Origin of the sequence: Blautia sp. OF03-13, assembly GCF_003460685.1 — a bacterium.
Lineage (GTDB): Bacteria > Bacillota > Clostridia > Lachnospirales > Lachnospiraceae > Fusicatenibacter > Fusicatenibacter saccharivorans.
Genome location: NZ_QTVR01000015.1, coordinates 26346 through 44282, shown reverse-complemented (window position 1 = coordinate 44282; position 17937 = coordinate 26346). Strand labels below are relative to the sequence as shown.

14 protein-coding genes and 1 pseudogene are annotated in these 17937 nt (G+C 50.9%); 1 reads left to right on the top strand and 14 read right to left on the bottom strand.

Translation table 11 applies throughout. The annotated features are described in order from the left end of the window. Nucleotides 1-88: 88 nt before the first annotated feature. Nucleotides 89-1393 (top strand): glycoside hydrolase family 27 protein, encoded by a 1305-nt coding sequence (locus DXA55_RS12060; RefSeq protein WP_117801959.1) that lies wholly within the window; start codon nt 89-91, stop codon nt 1391-1393. An 88-nt stretch (nt 1394-1481) separates the two neighbouring features. Here DXA55_RS12060 and sigE read toward each other — a convergent pair whose 3' ends face one another. From sigE to lgt, 14 genes and pseudogenes are all read right to left on the bottom strand, one after another. Further along, nucleotides 1482-2180, bottom strand: coding sequence for an RNA polymerase sporulation sigma factor SigE (gene sigE / locus DXA55_RS12055; RefSeq protein ID WP_330378078.1), 699 nt, complete (start codon nt 2178-2180; stop codon nt 1482-1484). A 42-nt stretch (nt 2181-2222) separates the two neighbouring features. Next, nucleotides 2223-3086 (bottom strand): sigma-E processing peptidase SpoIIGA, encoded by an 864-nt coding sequence (locus tag DXA55_RS12050; protein ID WP_158554986.1) that lies wholly within the window; start codon nt 3084-3086, stop codon nt 2223-2225. Between the two features lie 189 nt (nt 3087-3275). After that, a complete protein-coding gene (gene ftsZ, locus DXA55_RS12045) occupies nt 3276-4457 on the bottom strand; it encodes a cell division protein FtsZ (protein ID WP_055219889.1) in 1182 nt (393 codons plus the stop codon). Nucleotides 4458-4642: 185 nt separating this feature from the next. Then, the gene (locus DXA55_RS12040; RefSeq protein WP_117760483.1) at nt 4643-5590 is read right to left on the bottom strand and encodes a cell division protein FtsQ/DivIB; all 948 of its coding nucleotides are present in this window, start codon (nt 5588-5590) and stop codon (nt 4643-4645) included. Next, nucleotides 5587-6852: a UDP-N-acetylglucosamine 1-carboxyvinyltransferase gene (gene murA, locus DXA55_RS12035; protein ID WP_117814330.1), complete on the bottom strand. Its 1266-nt coding sequence runs from the start codon at nt 6850-6852 to the stop codon at nt 5587-5589. Before murA ends, DXA55_RS12040 begins: the two co-directional genes overlap by 4 nt. Before the next feature lie 84 nt (nt 6853-6936). After that, nucleotides 6937-8019, bottom strand: coding sequence for an FtsW/RodA/SpoVE family cell cycle protein (locus tag DXA55_RS12030; protein ID WP_117509641.1), 1083 nt, complete (start codon nt 8017-8019; stop codon nt 6937-6939). 64 nt (nt 8020-8083) lie between these two features. Next, a complete protein-coding gene (murD, locus tag DXA55_RS12025; RefSeq protein ID WP_117814329.1) occupies nt 8084-9451 on the bottom strand; it encodes a UDP-N-acetylmuramoyl-L-alanine--D-glutamate ligase in 1368 nt (455 codons plus the stop codon). 19 nt (nt 9452-9470) lie between these two features. Then, nucleotides 9471-10426: pseudogene (gene mraY / locus DXA55_RS12020) on the bottom strand (phospho-N-acetylmuramoyl-pentapeptide-transferase). A 249-nt stretch (nt 10427-10675) separates the two neighbouring features. Continuing rightward, on the bottom strand, nt 10676-12400 hold the full coding sequence (locus DXA55_RS12015; protein ID WP_117814328.1) for a peptidoglycan D,D-transpeptidase FtsI family protein: 1725 nt from the start codon (nt 12398-12400) through the stop codon (nt 10676-10678). A gap of 82 nt (nt 12401-12482) precedes the next feature. Then, the gene (locus tag DXA55_RS12010) at nt 12483-14537 is read right to left on the bottom strand and encodes a peptidoglycan D,D-transpeptidase FtsI family protein (RefSeq protein WP_117814327.1); all 2055 of its coding nucleotides are present in this window, start codon (nt 14535-14537) and stop codon (nt 12483-12485) included. 139 nt (nt 14538-14676) lie between these two features. Next, nucleotides 14677-15120: a hypothetical protein gene (locus DXA55_RS12005; RefSeq protein WP_117814326.1), complete on the bottom strand. Its 444-nt coding sequence runs from the start codon at nt 15118-15120 to the stop codon at nt 14677-14679. A 29-nt stretch (nt 15121-15149) separates the two neighbouring features. Beyond that, nucleotides 15150-16088, bottom strand: coding sequence for a 16S rRNA (cytosine(1402)-N(4))-methyltransferase RsmH (rsmH, locus tag DXA55_RS12000; RefSeq protein ID WP_022461069.1), 939 nt, complete (start codon nt 16086-16088; stop codon nt 15150-15152). A 29-nt stretch (nt 16089-16117) separates the two neighbouring features. Further along, the gene (gene mraZ, locus DXA55_RS11995; RefSeq protein WP_022461070.1) at nt 16118-16549 is read right to left on the bottom strand and encodes a division/cell wall cluster transcriptional repressor MraZ; all 432 of its coding nucleotides are present in this window, start codon (nt 16547-16549) and stop codon (nt 16118-16120) included. Nucleotides 16550-16872: 323 nt separating this feature from the next. Continuing rightward, on the bottom strand, nt 16873-17748 hold the full coding sequence (gene lgt, locus DXA55_RS11990) for a prolipoprotein diacylglyceryl transferase (RefSeq protein ID WP_117814325.1): 876 nt from the start codon (nt 17746-17748) through the stop codon (nt 16873-16875). Between the last annotated feature and the right edge of the window lie 189 nt (nt 17749-17937).

The window sequence follows — 17937 nt, the reverse complement described above, 5'->3', positions numbered from 1 at the left end:
GTTTGTCTTCTTGTTTTGCACTATGTCCTTTATTATACTTTTCTTATCAGAAAAAAACAAGCATTGCTTTAGAAAGGAGTTTTTTCTTATGCATCTGACAAACAAAAATACATGTGCACCAACCCCACCGATGGGCTGGAACAGCTACGATTACTATGATACAACCGTGGACGAGGCTGCGGTAAAGGCAAATGCCGACTATATGGCAAAGCACTTAAAAGCATATGGCTGGGAGTATATTGTAGTGGATATCCAGTGGTATGCAAAAAAGGCCGGTTCCATGCGCGACCGGTATCAGTATATTCCATTCTCTGAACTGGAAATGGACGAATACTCCCGTCTGCTGCCGGATCCCGAACGTTTTCCATCTTCTGCAGACGGTTCCGGCTTTAAACCACTTGCCGACTATGTACACAGTCTGGGACTGAAATTCGGAATTCACATCATGCGCGGTATTCCGCGAATCGCTGCACATCATCACGGAAAGATCAAGAACAGTTCTCTTGGTGCTGAACACGTTGCCGATCCTACGGTCATCTGCGGCTGGAATCCGGATATGTACGGTGTACGCGATCTTCCGGAAGGACAGCTTTACTATGATTCCCTGCTGGAGCTCTACGCTTCCTGGGGTGTTGATTACATTAAATGCGATGATATCTGTAATACCAACATGCACAAAAATCCGTTTGCAGCTGCGCATGAGATCGAGATGCTCTCGAATGCCATCCAAAAATGCGGACGGCCGATCGTCCTCTCTCTGTCTCCGGGACCTGCGCTCATAGAGAAAGCATGGTTCTATGAAAAGCACGCGAATCTCTGGCGCATCACCGATGATTTCTGGGACAACTGGGCACAGTTAAAGGATATGTTCCAGCGTTGCGAGCTCTGGCAGAGCCACGTCTCTGCCGGCTGTTATCCGGACTGTGATATGCTGCCGCTTGGCGAACTCGGAAAAGGTTTTGCTACAGAACATCATACGTATTTTACCCCGGATGAGCAGAAAACGATGATGACACTCTGGTGTCTCTTCGGCTCTCCACTGATGCTCGGTGCCGAAATGACGCTTCTCGATGACGATACACTGGCACTTCTTACGAACACGGATATTCTCGCGATGCTGCCTCCGTCCGTTCGTCCGCATCAGATCACGCGTACAGACAATGAAGCTGTGTGGTATGCAAAGGATGACACAACCGGAACAACCTACGTTGCACTTTTTAATCTTTCGGATGCACCGCAGACGGTTTCTTCCACACTTGCCGATGCAGACTGCCCACTGGAGTCTGTTGCGGCGAAAGAACTCTGGAGCGGTAAAGCACTTTCTTTAAACGGCGGTTTTTCTGCTTCTCTTGCTCCGCACGCCTGCAGCGTATGCCGTTTTGAAACACGATAAAACGATCATTTCTTAAAACAAGCAGCAAATCATGTCCTGCCCGGGACCAAAACAATGGTTTTTCCTCCGGGCAGGGCATTTTTATGCTCTATTCATACCGCGCAATCTCTTTCCGCAGCCGCTTCATAATCCGTTTTTCCAGCCGCGAGATATACGACTGGGAAATCCCGAGAAGATCCGCGACTTCTTTCTGCGTTTTCTCCCGTCCCTCCGGCATATTGATGCCGAACCGGAGCTTCACAATCACCTGCTCCCGCTCCGAGAGCTTGCTGATTGCACTTCCGAGCACGCGGTGTTCCGCCTCCTGCTCGAGACCCTGGTAGATCACATCCTCCTCCGTTCCGAGGATATCGGACAAGAGCAGTTCATTTCCATCCCAGTCCACATTGAGCGGCTCATCAATCGAAACTTCCATGCGCGTCTTGTTGTTTCTCCGCAGATACATCAGAATCTCGTTCTCGATGCACCGGGACGCGTACGTGGCGAGCTTGATCTTTTTCTCCGGATTGAACGTGTTGATCGCCTTGATGAGGCCGATCGTCCCAATCGAGATCAGATCCTCCACACCGACTCCCGTGTTGTCAAATTTCTGTGCAATGTAGACGACAAGGCGCAGATTGTGTTCGATCAGCTCGCTCCTTGCCGTCTCGTTTTCCGGATCGGAAAGCCCGGCGATCGCGTCCGCCTCCGCCTGGCCCTCCAGAGGCGCCGGGAGAACATCTGCGCCTCCGATATAGAAAATCTCCCCTGTCTGACGAAATACAGCCGGCACGGACCGCGGCAGCATACGAAGCCGGAATCCGTTTGGCAGTGCAGCCTGCAGCATACTTCATTCCTCCTGTCCTTCCATGAGATCTGGATGCAAAATTATTTCATAGCCCCTGGGAGATGAACTATTTTCTCCGCCAAGCGCAATCAGCGGTCCGCTTATGTGCCTGGCTGTATGTTCTGTCACAAGAATCATTTCCGAGATCCGGATCACCGGCAGAAAGCCCCGGCCTTCCAGTCCGCGAAACGGTATGTAACGGGGCTGCAGCGCAAGAAGCCGTTCCGGCTCCGGCACCGTCTCGTGCCTTGCAAGCGCCGCAATCCCTGTCCGCATTTCGTCCGGGAACAATTCGAGTATCACAGTGTACGGTACGACCGAGACCGGCTTTTTGGTTGTGGCATCCCGCAAAGTATTGCCCGTGTCGTACAGTCCTTTTACTTTTTTCCATTTCCCATTCTGCACAAGCTGTACCGTAACCTGCCTGGCGTGTTCCAGGAGCATCTCCTTTCGGATCTTCAGCAGGAGGAGTGTTCCCGCATATGCGGCACTCCCGGAAAGAAGAAAAAGAAAAATTCCCCTTCCCGGCATCAGCTCCCGGAACAGGCGGTATGCACTGCCGATCAGAAAACCGGACAGTATATAGCCTGCCATTCCCACCACAAGATCCCGTACTGTCGTGATTCTGCAGCCAGATTTCACCATCCCTGTTGTAATTCCGATTCCGACCAGGGCGAGCAGCGCACCCGGCAGATACCGTGCAAACACGGCATACAGCACCGCATAGCCGGCGCCGAGCGCGGCTGCCGCAAAACTCCTTCTTCGCGTGGCAGATCGTTTCAGAAGAAAGGAGGAAAGGCGCAGAATAGTATAATTCAGCAGAAGATTCTCTGCAAAGAGAAGATCCAGAAAGATCTCATAGTGCAAAAAAACACCCCCTGCGCCTTTTGCATGGTCTGAATTTCTAACAGACCCTATTATAGACGGAAGGGGGTGAATTTTTTGTCGTTTTCGGAAGAATGACCTTCTTTTTTGATCAACAAACTTCGACACGCCGCAACATTTTCGGTCTGCGGCGTGTCGAGGTAAATTCGTTATTTGCTTATTATTCTTTGCTTATCTGCGGTTTCTTAAGAAATCCGGGATCTGGATGTCCTTTTTCGGAACATTGCTTGTCATGGTCTGCTGAGCCTGTACCTGCGGCTGCACCTGAACCTGTGGCTGCGGCTGTACCGGAGCGGAAGCTTTCGGAGCAGTGTGTACCGGAGCGGCTGCCTGTGCAGAGAAGCTGCTGCTGGAAAATGCGCTCTTTCTTGCATCTGCCGGCTCTTTGCGGGATACGCTTGCCTGTTTCGCCGTTGCATCGTTGAGGCCTGTTGCGATAACGGTGATCTTCGCTGTATCGGTAACAGAATCATCATACATAGCACCGAAGATGATGTTTGCATCCTCTCCAGCCAGATTCTGTACGTAACTTGCAGCATCGTTTGCATCCATAAGGGAGATATCTCCGGAAATGTTGATGATAACGTGGCTTGCACCCTCGATGGTGGTCTCAAGCAGCGGACTGGAAACAGCCTGCTGTACAGCCTCGAGCGCTTTGTCGTCGCCCTTTGCCTCGCCGATACCGATGTGGGCGATACCCTTGTCGGTCATAACGGTCTGAACATCTGCGAAGTCGAGGTTGATGAGTGCCGGCAGGTTGATCAGGTCTGTGATGCCCTGTACGGCCTGCTGCAGAACCTCGTCTGCTTTCTTTAATGCCTCCGGCATGGTTGTCCGGCGGTCTACGATTTCAAGAAGTTTGTCGTTCGGGATCACGATCAGGGTATCTACGTTTTCCTCGAGTTTTTCGATTCCCATCAGCGCATTGCTCATACGGGTTCTTGCCTCGAATTTGAACGGTTTTGTTACAACGCCGACAGTCAGAATGCCCATTTCTTTTGCAACGCCTGCTACAACCGGTGCTGCACCTGTTCCGGTTCCGCCGCCCATACCGCAGGTGACGAATACCATATCAGCGCCTTCCATGATCTGTTTGAGCTCTTCGATGCTCTCCTCGGCTGCTTTCTCTCCAACCTCAGGTTTTGCTCCTGCGCCCAGTCCCTTGGTCAGCTTCTCGCCGATCTGGAGAATGGTAGGTGCCTTACAGAGGGTCAGCGCCTGTTTATCGGTGTTGATTCCAACGAATTCAACGCCGCCGATGGATTCCTCCACCATTCTATTTACAGCATTATTTCCTGCACCACCTACACCGATTACGATAATCTTTGCAGATGATTCTGCCTCATTTGTCATGATCTCTAACAATTTCAACTTCCTCCTTTTGATTATGAACTGCTGTCTATCTCAAAATAGTCTGATATTCTGATGGTCATACATAAAGATATAATATAATTTCTTCGGAAAATAATCAACTGTTTTTTTCGTATTTCATAAAAAATTCAGGATTATTGCGTTTTTTTGACGGCTTTCCTTTCCTCTTATACATCTTTCGAGAAGACAAAGCTGCTGTCGCCGTCCTTGTAATCCTCCATATGGAGTTCTCCGGAAAGACCGGAAAGGCTCGGCAGGATTGCTGCTACGCGCGTCATCTTTTCTTCTAACGCCGTATCGGTTCCAAGCAGAATCCGCACGGTATCATAGTAATGCAGAATAATTTCGCTGTTCTCATTAAATTCCACACTGTCCGGCGTGATATTGTATTTCTCCGTCATTCTCGTAAGTGCGAGCATGGTGCGGAAAACTGCCGGTTTTTCAACCGGGAGCTGCTTGTTCACGGTCACATAGTCAAACGTAAGTCCTGTTACAAGCGGAACATCGGAAAGGGTCGGCTGAAAGTCTGTCGTTGTCACACGTGCACTTTTAATCGTATCCGCCGAGAGCGCACCGTCGGACGTACTGCTTTCGGATGCTGTGCCATCGGATGATACGCTTTCGGATGCAAGCGACTCACTCGTAAGGGATCCATCCGCACTCGTTCCATCGGAGGCGGTTCCGTCGGAAGGCTCACCCTCCGCAGGTGTTTCCTGCTCCTCGTCCACGCACTCCAGCACGATGCCGTTCTTGTCAAAATAGACCTTCTGGCCTTCGTACTCGACATAACCGACCACTTTTTTCTCATTTACCTGGATGCAGATGGTGTCATAGCTTACAAACGTAAACTCCACGGAGTTCATAAAAGGAATATCGCTCATATCAACCTTCGAATGAAACGTCGTAAGAAGCACCGTGTTTTTCATCCACTTGTCGTCCGCGACCATCTCTTTGATTTCATCTTTTGTATACCGGGTGTTCCCCGCCACCTGGATATTGCGGATTTTGAACACATTAAAAAACAAGGCACCTGCAAGGCCGACGCCAAGCACCACCCCGGTCAGAATCCGTATTTTTCTGTTTTTCTTCTTTTTTCTGTTTTTTTTCTGTCTCATATTTCTTTTTCTACGATAATCTTGGCTCCGAGTTCCCGGAGCGTTTCTGGAAACCGTTCATACCCCCGCTCAATCAGTTCTGTCTGCCGGATTGTGGAAAATCCTTCTGCGGCAAGCGCCGCCGATACGAGTGCCGCGCCGCCCCGAAGATCCTGGGAAACAACTTCTGCACCGTGCAGACGGCTTTTTTCGGCCGTCAGCCATTTTCCGCAGATCTGCAGCGTACCGCCCATTTTCTGCAGCTCCTCTGCCGTCCGGAGGCGGTCCTCAAATACATTTTCACAGATACAGCTCTTTCCTTCCAGCGTCATCGCTGCCGCCAGATACAGCGACTGCAGATCCGTCGGAAAACCGGGATATTCCTCTGTCTCCACGTACGGAACAGCATGCTGCACGTTTTTGCTGTCTGCTACCAGTGTACCACTCTTCCTTGTATATTGTCCACCTATTTTCTGATAGAGGGACAGAACCGCCCCCATTTCGTCCAGCGGCGCGCCGGAAAGCGTCAGGTGCCCCCGCGTCGCCGCGCCCATCAGAAGATACGTCCCTGCCGCGATCCGGTCACCCGGAACACGATACCGGCAGCCGGACAGCAGTCTCTTTCCCTGCCTTCCGTAAACGGTAATCTGCTCCGTCCCCTCGCCGGTAATCTCCGCTCCCATGGCCTTAAGAAACCGGCAGAGATGAACCACTTCCGGCTCCCGCGCACAGTGCTCCAGCCTTGTTGCACCTTCCGCTCCGACAGCAAAAAGAACCGCATTTTCCGTCGCCCCGACACTCTTTTTCGGAAAGCAGAGCACGGCTCCTTTCGGATGATCTGCCTTTGCCCGAATGGTGCCGTCCTCCTCGAAGACCTCGGCTCCCAGAAGCTCCATTGCCCTCTGATGCAGGTCCGTCGGCCGCTTTCCGATCCGGCAGCCGCCGGCCCCTGCAAGGTATGCCTCCCCTGTCCTTGCAAGAAGACTTCCCAGAAACAAAAGAGAGGCGCGCAGTCTCTTCGAAAGCGCTCCCTCCACACGGCTTTTTTCGATCTTTTCACAGTTCATGTGGAGCGCATTCCTCTCCCACCAGACTGTTCCGCCAAGGCTTCTTACAATCTCCGCCATATCCTCCACATCGGAAATCTTCGGGCAGCCTTCCAGCACGACCTCCTCTTTTGTCAGAACCGCCGCCGCGATCATGGGAAGAACGGCATTTTTGGAACCCTGGACTGTTACCGTTCCGCAAAGCCGCCTTCCGCCGAGAATCTGATATACTCCCACCTGTTCTCTCCCATCCGGCCTCTCTTTTTACGGTATGCATTACACTCCCGTTTTGTTCCCGTTCTGCAGCGCTTTTCCGCCTTTTTAATCGGTGTCCCTCGAGACCGACAGGGCAAGCCCCATCTCGCCGAGCAGAAACAGCACGGAGGTGCCGCCGTAACTGATAAAAGGCAGCGTAATGCCGGTATTCGGAATCGTATTTGTCACAACCGCGATGTTCAGGATCACCTGAAGCGCAATATGCCCCATAATTCCGCCCGCAATCAGTGCTCCGCCAAGATCCCGCGCATGGATCGAAATGACCATCAAGCGCCAGATCAGCACCGCAAACACGGCGATCACCAGGCAGGCGCCGAACAGTCCGCCCTCCTCACAGATAATCGAAAAGATCATATCATTCTGCGCTTCCGGCACAAAGCCAAGCTTCTGCAGGCCTTTTCCAAGCCCACAGCCAAAGATTCTCCCGCTGCCGATCGCATAGAGTCCCTGAATGGTCTGGAACCCCTTCTCGTACGCCTCCGGGTTGCGCCAGATGGCAAGGCGTTCGAGGCGGTAGCTTTCCATCATCAGAAAAACGGCAATAAACCCGATGCCGGCGCCTCCGATTCCGAGAAACGGCAGGTAGCCCGGATGTGAAATAAAGATCAGAAACGCACAGATTCCGAGCAAAATAATCGCCGTACTTAAGTTATTGCTTCCGACAAGCGCTGCAATCGGCAGGGTGCACAGCACCGCCTTTGTCATAAACCAGAGACTGTCGGACCGGCCTTTCGTGTGCTCCATCACCCAGGGCAGGAAGAGAATCACCGCCATCTTGGCAAATTCCGAGGGCTGGAACGATAAGGGGCCAAGCTTTAACCACCGCTTCGAGCCGTTGTACTCACTTCCGAAAAAGAGCACCGCCGTCGAGAGCGCAAGGGAAGCCGCATAAAACCACGGTGCCAGTGCAAACAGCCGCCGGTAATCTATTTTTGCAACCGCATACATACCGATCACACCGAGCGCACTTGCAAAGAGCTGCTTCTTGAAATAATAAGCCGGGTCATGGAATCTGACCCGGCCGTTATACGCGCTGGCGCTGTACAGAATCACAAGGCCAAGGCCAAGCAGAATCCATACCGTCACCAGCAGCGTCCCATCTATTTTTTTCTCTTTTTCCTTCCGCATCCGCGCCACACCCGCCGTTCGCTCTTTTTCAGCTTATGCGGGATAGTTTCCTGATATGACGTTTTTACAGTGCTCTTACGTACTCCTTAAACAGCTCACCGCGCTGCTCGTAGCTCTTAAACTGATCCCAGCTTGCGCAGGCCGGGGAAAGAAGAACCGCATCCCCTGCATTTGCCTTGTCGTGGCAGATCTGTACGGCTTCTTTTAAGTTGTCTGCCATGATAATGTCGTTGAATCCGACGCTTCTTGCCGCTTTTGCGATCTTCTCTTTCGTATCTCCGATCAAAACCAGGAAGCGTACCTTTCCATCGAATGCCTGAATCCACTCTTCGTAGGTGGACTGCTTGTCGTAGCCGCCGCCGATCAGCAGAGTCGGGCGGTTCATCGCCTGGATGCCTTTGATGGCCGCATCCGGATTCGTTCCCTTGGAATCGTTGTAATATGCCACGCCGTCCTTCTCGCAGACATACTCGATGCGGTGCTCTACCCCTGCAAACTCCTGAATGACTTTGCGGACAGTTTCCATCGGCACGCCTGCATGAAGTGCCATCGCAGAAGCAACCATGACGTTTTCAAAATTATGTAGGCCGAGCAGTTTTAAGTCGTCGGTTCTGGTCAGAAGCTCCGTCTCGCCGTTCTTTGCAATGCGGATTTCGCCGTCCTGATAATAGATGCCGTCCTTTAACGCACGCAGACTCGAGAAGTACATCACCTGTACTTTCTTCTCTGTCATCAGTTTTTCGCCGAACGGGCGCAGGATTTCGTCCTCATAATTCAGCACACAGAGATCATCCATCGTCTGATTTTCGGTGATACACTCTTTCACGCGGATATACTCTTCCATCGTGTGATGGCGGTTCAGATGATCCTCGGTAATGTTTGTGATCGCACTTGCCGCCGGATGGAACTCTTTGATGGTTTCCAGCTGGAAGCTGCTGATCTCGGCAACCGTTACGGTATCATCTGTCGTGTCGAGTGCTGCGGATGTGTACGGGGTTCCGATGTTTCCGACCACTTTTACTTCCGGCTGATATGCTTTCATGATCTCGCCGAGCAGTGATGTTGTGGTAGTCTTTCCGTTGGTACCGGTAATCGCAAGCACTTTTCCGCGGCTTACCTGATACGCCAGCTCCACTTCACCGATGACCGGGATCTCTTTTTCTTTCATTTTAAGGACAATCGGCAGATCCGTCGGAACGCCCGGGCTTAAAACGACAAGATCAAGGCTGTCGAGCATCTCCTCCGGGAGCTCGCCTAAGACAACTTCCACGCTGTCACGGCTCTCTAATTTTTTTAAGATTTCTTCTTTTTCGAGTTTGTCATTTCCATCGTAAAGAACGACAGAAGCACCTTTCTTGTGCAGCAGCTCCTCCGCTGCAATTCCACTCTTTCCGGTTCCGAAAACCAGTACTTTTTTTCCTGCGAAAATCATGTTTGATTACCTCCATATTTTAAAGCCCCATCAATGCGATCAGGCATAATATCGCTGTGATTGTAGCAAACACCGTCACAATCTGTGTCTCCGACCAGCCCATCAGCTCGAAATGGTGATGGATCGGCGTCATCTTGAAGATCCGTTTTCCCTTCGTCAGTTTGAAGAATGACACCTGCAGGATCACAGAGAGAATCTCCATCATATAAATGAATCCCACAAGCGGCAGAAATAAGGGGAGACGTAAGAAACACGCCATTCCCGAGACGAAACCGCCGAGTGCCAGACTTCCGGTATCGCCCATAAAGACGCGGGCAGGAAATACATTGAATACCAGAAACCCCAGCAGACTCCCGATAACCGCAAGCGGGGACGGGGAAACACCGTTTCCGAGGCCGATTGATGCCACGGAAAAGAAAACAGCATTTAAAATCGTCACACTCGCCGCCAGCCCGTCAAGGCCGTCGGTAAAGTTGACACCGTTGACCGTTCCAAGAATCACAAAGGCGAGAAACGGAATCGTAAAAATCCCTGCGTCCAGCTCTTTGCCTGGAAGGAACGGAATGCGCATCCGGAGGGAAATTCCGGAAAAACGCGCCAAATACCACAGAAAGACTGCTGTAATCACTGCCTGCAGTGCCATTTTCTGCTTCGGGTACAGCCCGTCGCTGCGGTGCAGCACGACTTTCAGATAGTCATCGAGAAAGCCGATCAGGCCAAAACCAAGCGTCAGAAACAGCACCGGAACCACTTCCGCTCCCTCTTTCCGGAAAGGAGGGAAACTGCGGTAAACGCCGCCAGAAACATCACGCCGCCCATCGTCGGGGTTCCCGCTTTTTTCTGGTGGCTCGGCACACCCTCTTCCCGCTCCTTCTGCCCCGCTTTGACTTTTCGCAGAAACGGGATCAGAACCGGCCCCAGCGCCAGGCTGATGCCAAAGGAAAGAAGAACCGGCAGGATCATTTCTCTTTTCATAGACGCACCTCTTCCTTTTTGTACGGATTGTGTACGGAACAGGCATGTCAAAATATTTTCTCCAGCCTATTCAGTATATAGCTTTTTGTTCTGTTTCGCAACCTTCTTTTATAATCCAAGTTACGGTTCGCTCAGCAGTGAAACACTTGCTGTTTCGCTGCGTAAGAAAGTGATTCAGGTGTGAGCAGCCCTCCTTTTGCGAAGCAAAACTTTAAATGAGGGCTGCGAAGGACACAATTCTCAGGTTTCCTAAGAATTGTGTCCAATACCGAGATACGGAAGTACATTGGAAAAGATATCGCGGATCACCGGCGCGCAGATCGTTCCGCCGTAGTAGACGCCCTGCGGATTGCGGATAATGCAAAGCCCCAGCACCGTCGGATGCTCCGCCGGGGTGAAGCCGAGGAATGAGGAAATATAGCGGTTGGCGCTCCGCGGAAGTGTCTGCGAGGTTGCCGTCTTTCCGCCGATGGAATATCCCTCGAGGTACGCATTCTTTCCAGACCCTTCTGAAACGACGCTTTCCAGAATTTCGCGCACCGTCCTGGAAGTTTCTTCCGAAAGAACCCCTTCTTTTTCCGGAAATTTCAGATGCTTTACGACATTTCCTTCTTCATCAAGCACATCCGTTGCGACATGCGGCGTCACCATTTTTCCACCGTTGACGAGCGCAGAGACCGTCGCCGCCAGGCGGATCGGCGTGATCTGGAAGGACTGGCCGAATGCCATCGTCGCAAGCTCAACCTCTCCGATGTTTTCCTCCTTGTGCATAATCGTCGATGCCTCGCCCGGCAGATCGATCCCCGTCTTTTCCATCAGACCGAAATTCCGGAAGTAATCACAGAACTTTTCCACACCGAGCCGCAGCCCCACTTCAATGAACACCGGGTTGCACGAGTTCTGCGCGCCCTGCACGAAGTTTTCGGCTCCGTGTCCCGTCCGCTTGTGGCAGTGGATCCGGCGGTCCTCCACGATTTTGTAGCCGGGACAGAAAAACGAATCGTTCGGCGACACAACGCCCTCCGAAAGTCCCGCCGACATCGTGATGATCTTAAAGGTAGATCCCGGCTCGTACGTATCGTTGATGCAGGCATTCCGCCACATCTGGTTCAGCAGATCCTGAATTTCTTTTTCCGAAAGTCCCGTTGTATCCTGCTGCAGCGTGAACGGATCGTTGAGGTCGAACTCCGGCACATTGACACAGGCATAGATTTCTCCGTTCTGCGGATTCATAAGAAGAATCGAGACGCTGTCCGCCTGTTTTTCTGCCATCGCCTTTTCCGCTGCCTGCTGGCAGTACGCCTGGATATTGACATCCAGGCTGACCTTTAAGTCCCTTCCCGCCACCGGCTCCTGGCGGCTCTCCCCGATGCCGTTCTGCTCAATCCCGCGCGCATCCGTTGTCGTCAGGATTTTTCCGTTGATTCCTTTTAAAATTTCCTCATATTCCACCTCCAGCCCGATGATGCCCTGATTATCGCCTCCGGTGAAGCCGATAACGCGCGACGCCAGCTTCCCTTTGGGGTAATACCGCTTGAAATCCTCATCCACTTTTACCCCCGCGTATCCGTACGACCGGATGGTATCACCCGTCTTCTTGTCCACATTCGTCTTGACACGCTCGATTGAAGACCGCTTCTCCACGCGTTTCCGCGCCGTCTCCTCCGAAATTCCAAGCTCTTTTACCAGCATCGCAATCACCGCCTCCGGCTCCTCGATCTGGCTGTGGATCACGGAAATCGTACAGACCGTGCGGTTTGCCGCGAGAACTTCCCCGTTTGCATCAAGAATCCGGCCGCGCGCCGCCTTGATCCCGCGCTCCCGCTCGTGCAGATCATCCGCCTTCTCGGAATAATAGACGGACCGGAACACACACAGATACACCAGCCGCCCGGCAAGTCCGACCATCATTCCCATGCAGAGTACCCACAGAAGAACCATCTTTTTCCGGTGATACGTTTTGTTTTTACGCATAGAATACCCCATAGCCGAATCCATTATGATAACACTATATGGAAACTGCTATGGGGTTATGTCTTTTGTTTTTTATGTTTTTTTACTCTTCATTGATGAGATCCAGCTCGGCGTTTGTCAGACCGCCGTTCTCGATATTGCTGTTTTCAGCACTGTTTTCCGTATCGTCTTCCTGTACCGGTGCCGCTACGTTTGGATCATCCGTTCCGGTCTCGGAGCCTTCGCCCGTCACACCGTCCGTATCATCCGGGAATACGTTCAAATACGGCAGCAGTTCTGTGTAGATCTCTTTTACGATCTCCTGTGCCAGCACACTGTTCGCCTGATTTTCTACATCCGGCTCGTCCACAATCGCGTAAACAACAGCTTTCGGGTTTTCTACCGGTGCAAATCCGATAAAGGAAACGAGATATTTTCCATTGCCTCGCGGATACTTCTGTGCAGTACCTGTTTTTCCTCCCATCGTGTAACCGGCAACCTTTGCACTCTGGCCGCTTCCATCGGTCACGACTCCCTGGAGGAAACTTCTCATTTTATCGCTGATTTCCGCGGAAACCGTCTGACGCACCAGATTCGGCTCATTGCTCTCAACAACGGCTCCTGTGCTGTCCGTGATCGTCTTCATCACATGCGGCTGGTAATAATTGCCTCCGTTGATCAGGGCGGAAAACGCAGCTGCCTGCTGTACCATCGTCACGGTGTAGCCCTGTCCGAATGTACTCGTTGCAAGCTCGGTCGGTCCCATGGTATCCTCCGTGTGAACCAGGCCGTACGCCTCACCCGGCAGGTCAATTCCCGTCAGACTGCCGAAACCGAAAATATCCTGATAGCGGAGAAATTCCGCTGCTCCCATCTTCTGTCCGATCTGCATCATACCAGCGTTGCAGGAGTTTTTCAGTACATCGGCCGGTGTCTGTACGCCATGTGTTCCCGGATAAGCTCCGCAGCGGATCATCTGCCCTGCAATCGTCTCAAACCCCTCACAGTCAAACAGGGTATCATCATCGATTACATCGAGGGAATATGCCGCCGCCACGTTCATCGGTTTTGCCGTGGAACCTGGCTCGTATGCATCGGAAATACAGTAGTTTTTCCAGATGGCACTCAAAGCCTCCATTGTCTCGTTATCGTTCATCGCATCAATTTCTTCCTGCGAATAGAACGGTGTCAGATCTCTTGGATTGTTCAGGTCATACCAGTCGGAAGAATCCATACCAAGAATCTCTCCATTGTTCGGATCCATCACGACAACGCCGATATTCTTTGCTGCTTTTGTCTGACGGTTCGTCCCAGTGTCCGATTCGTCCGCGCCGTTCTGGACATGAATCCGCTCATTGTAATTCTCGATCGCCGTGCGGATGATCTTCTGAATATTTACATCAATCGTCGTAACCACGTTTTTGCCCGGCTGCGCCTCGATGATCGTCTGTTCCATATCCGCATCTTCGTTGTAATAGCCGAACTGGCGGCCATTCACGCCATTTAAGATACTGGAATAATACCCTTCGATTCCCCAGTCTGCCGTGTCTCCTGAATACGTAAAGCCGATCAGATCGCAGGCAAGTGAATTTAACGGATACGTTCTGTGGTAGGATTCCTCAAACCAGACGCCGCGGATGTTGGCACGGTATGCTTTTTCCGCCTGCTCGTTCTCATCGAGCTCCTTGTTCTTTTTGTCCGCGTACTCGTCCACATAGGTCTCAAACGCTTTTTTCGCGTCCATCGAGACCTCTCTGGCGAGAACCTGGTACTGGCTTTCTTTTGTCGTTTCGCCGGTCAGACGATCCCGGATATCCGTCTCATCGAGTCCGAAGTATTCGACCAGTGCTGCTACGGTCGGATCGACGTACGGATGGGTATCGTTCTTTTCTTCATCTTTTACCGTCGTATTGGCAAGTTTACAGTCGAGAATAACGTTGTAAACCTTCTCACTCGTTGCCAGAATCGTTCCGTTCCGGTCGGTGATACTTCCCCGCTGGAATGGAATTGTCCTGCTGTCGTAGGACTGCTGCGTCTGGCTTAAAACCTGTCTTTCGTATTTTTCTCCCTTTGTGGCATTCACATACGTAATGTCAATCGCTAAAGCAACAAAAACCAGCATCACTCCCAAAAAGAGTGCTACCAGTTTTCTACTCATACGCCCACTTGTCTTCCGTCTCCGGAATGCCCCGCTTCGTTTTTTATTCTGTTTCTGTTTACTCACGTTTTCACCTATTTCGCATCCGGAACATCCTGATACTGTCTCACATAGCTGTTTTCTGAATCATTGAAATAAATTACCTGGACTCATCTGCATATTTCATGCCGAGCCGGTTCTGTGCTGCTTCTTTGACTGCCTCAAGATCTTCGGAGGCAACCGTTGTATTGTAATAGGCGTCATTGTCCGCCTTCAGATCGCTCAATTCTTTTTCTTTGCTGGTAATGTCTTCCGCCTGCGTGGTAACCACGGTCTGCAACTTGACATACGCAACACACGCCGCGATACACAGTGTGCAGACAATGGCAAGAAAAACAGCGTAGCCCGCGCTGATCTGTGTCGCCCGTGCCCGGTTTCTTCTTGTCTGGCTGCTCACACCCGATTTCAGAGGCCGTGCTTCTTTTGGTGCTTCCTGCGGCTGTGCTGCAAGACGCCGTACCGCACTTCCGTCCTCAAACGTATCTGGCGTATAACGTTTCGTTCTATCTGTCGAATTTACCCTTCCATCTGCCCGTCTGGCCATAACTTCTCTGTCTCCTTCGTGCCGAGCCGTCACACTTTTCGTTCAAAGACGCGCAGTTTTGCGCTCTTGGAACGGGGATTTGTTTCCATTTCCTCTTCTCCCGGCAAGATCGGTTTCCGAGTTACTACGGTTCCCTTGGACTTCTTTCCGCATACGCAGACCGGAAATTCCGGCGGACACGTACATGGATGCTCGTTTTTTCTGAAAATGTTTTTTACGATACGGTCTTCCAGAGAATGAAAGGTGATGACACAAAGTCTTCCACCGTCATTTAAGAGATCAATCATGCCGTCCAGTGACTCCGACAGAACGGTAAGTTCCTGGTTCACTTCGATACGGATTGCCTGAAAGGTTCTCTTGGCCGGATGGCCGCCCGTCGCCCTTATTTTTGCCGGAATCGAGCGCTTGATGATTTCGATTAACTCCCCAGTTGTTCGAATCGGCGCCTGCTGCCGGCTTACGCATATATTGTGTGCAATTTTTCTTGCAAAACGCTCTTCTCCATATTCATGGAGAATACGCGAAAGATTCTCTTCACTGTAATCGTTCACGACTTCGTACGCGGAAAGAGCATTTCTTTGATCCATCCGCATATCCAGCGGAACATCCTCACGGTATGTGAATCCACGCTCTGCATTATCCAGCTGATAGGATGAAACTCCAAGATCCAGCAGGATTCCGTCTACCCCGGTGACTCCGATTTCGGCAAGACGCGGAACCATATCGCAATAATTGCTGCGGATAATCGTGACCTGGTTCTGAAATGGTTCCAGGCGTTTACCCGCAGCAGCTATCGCAGCTTCGTCCTGATCTATGCCTATTAATCTCCCCGTGGCAGATAAGCGCTCACATATATGACTGGAATGTCCAGCGCCTCCCAACGTCCCGTCCACGTAGATTCCGTCCGGTTTTATCTTAAGGTTTTCAATGGTTTCATTCAGTAATACTGATGTATGCGAAAATTCCATGGTCATCTCCTGTATCCCAACGAAACAGATCAGATCACAATGCCCATCTCTTCCATTGATTCGGCGATGGCATCCATATCATCATAATTGCTGTTTTCGTTCCATTTTTCCTTGCTCCAGATTTCAATCCGGTTGATATTTCCGGTAAGGACTACATCTTTTTCCAGACCAGCAAATTCCCGCAGCGTTGCCGGTACGAGAATCCTCCCCTGCTTGTCCAGTTCACATGACGTAGCACCTGCTACAAAGAAACGGGAAAAAGTTCTGGCGTTTTTGTTTGTAAGTGGTAAGGCTCTCAGCTTCTCTTCAAAGGCAGCCCATTCGTCGTTTGGGTAAATGGAAAGGCATCCGTCCAATCCCTTCGTCAGTACGAACTCTTCTCCCAGCTGTTCTCTGAACTTGGACGGTATGATCAATCTTCCCTTCGCGTCAATCGTATGACTGTACTCTCCCATGAACATAATGAAAACCCTCTTATCACCTGAAATGGCGGTCTCCCCACGCACCACTTCATGTATCGCGCCGCAGCCGGACTGCCACATCCGCTCCACAACGCACCACTTTTCACCACTTTCTACCACTTATGTTTTTATTCTATATCAACTCAGGGAAAATAGCAAGGTCTTTTTTCTATTTCATTTTTAAGATTTTCCCCAAAATGCAACATTTTTATGCGCATTTTCCGCCTTTTTTATACCAATTTTGTATCAAAAAAGAGAAAACCTTTTTTGCCGGTTTTCCCTTTTTCTGTATTTTTATTCTGTTTTTTTCACTGGTTTTATCCTTAAGAATGGGCTGTCTCCCCACCGGATGATAATTTTTTTCGTTTCCATACCACCAGGATGGTACATCCCACCACAAGGCACCCCGAAAGGAGCTGGGAAACCGGAAGTCCCACCACTGGAAGCAGAAGCTGGTCGGTGCGGAGTCCCTCGACCCAGATTCTTCCAAGGCCGTATCCTATCAGATACATCAGGAACACTTCGCCGTTAAATTTTTTTCTTTTCCGAAACCAGAAAAGAAAAAGCAGGACACCCACATTCCATAAACTTTCATATAAAAAGGTGGGATGCACCTGAATATACTCGACGCCGTTTACCGTCACCACATGATCCCACATTTTCTGTGTGATTTCATTGGCACGGACCGCGGAAACCGGAAGCTGCATTGCAAACAGGTTGTTAGTGTAGTCACCGAATGCCTCACGGTTAAAGAAGTTTCCCCACCGTCCCATAATCTGACCGAACACGATGCTCATGCTCGCGGTATCCATCAGAAGGCCGAAGTTCTGTTTCTTCTTTCTGCTGTAAATCACCACCGCAATGCAGGCACCGATGATGCCGCCGTAGATGGCAAGTCCGCCTTGGCGGATGTTGAAAATACTCAAAAGATCATCCTTATAATAGTCCCAGGCAAATATAACGTAGTAAATCCGCGCCCCGAGAATACCGGCTGCGATGCCGATCATCGCAAGATCGAGGTACTGCTCCGGGTTCTGCCCCGTCCGCTTTGCCTCTCTTTGGGCAATCCAGATCGCAATCATCATACCGGTTACGATCACGATGCCGTAATAGGCAATGGAAAATCCGAAAATACTGATGTTTTTTCCCACATAATCGAGATAAATCCCGAGATTGGGAAAATTAATTTCCATATCCATAAATTTTATTCTCTCTGATTTTCAGTTCATTGTTTCAACTCACAGTCGGTATTTTCACGGAGTCTGACATGTCGAAAATAGTTCGACTGTGACCTGCCTCATGTCAGTGGAGGATACCGATTTCTCTCCGCCCGCCACTGCCGTTATGTTTCTTTTAACAATTCATCCCACTGCTTTAGAAGCGGGGGA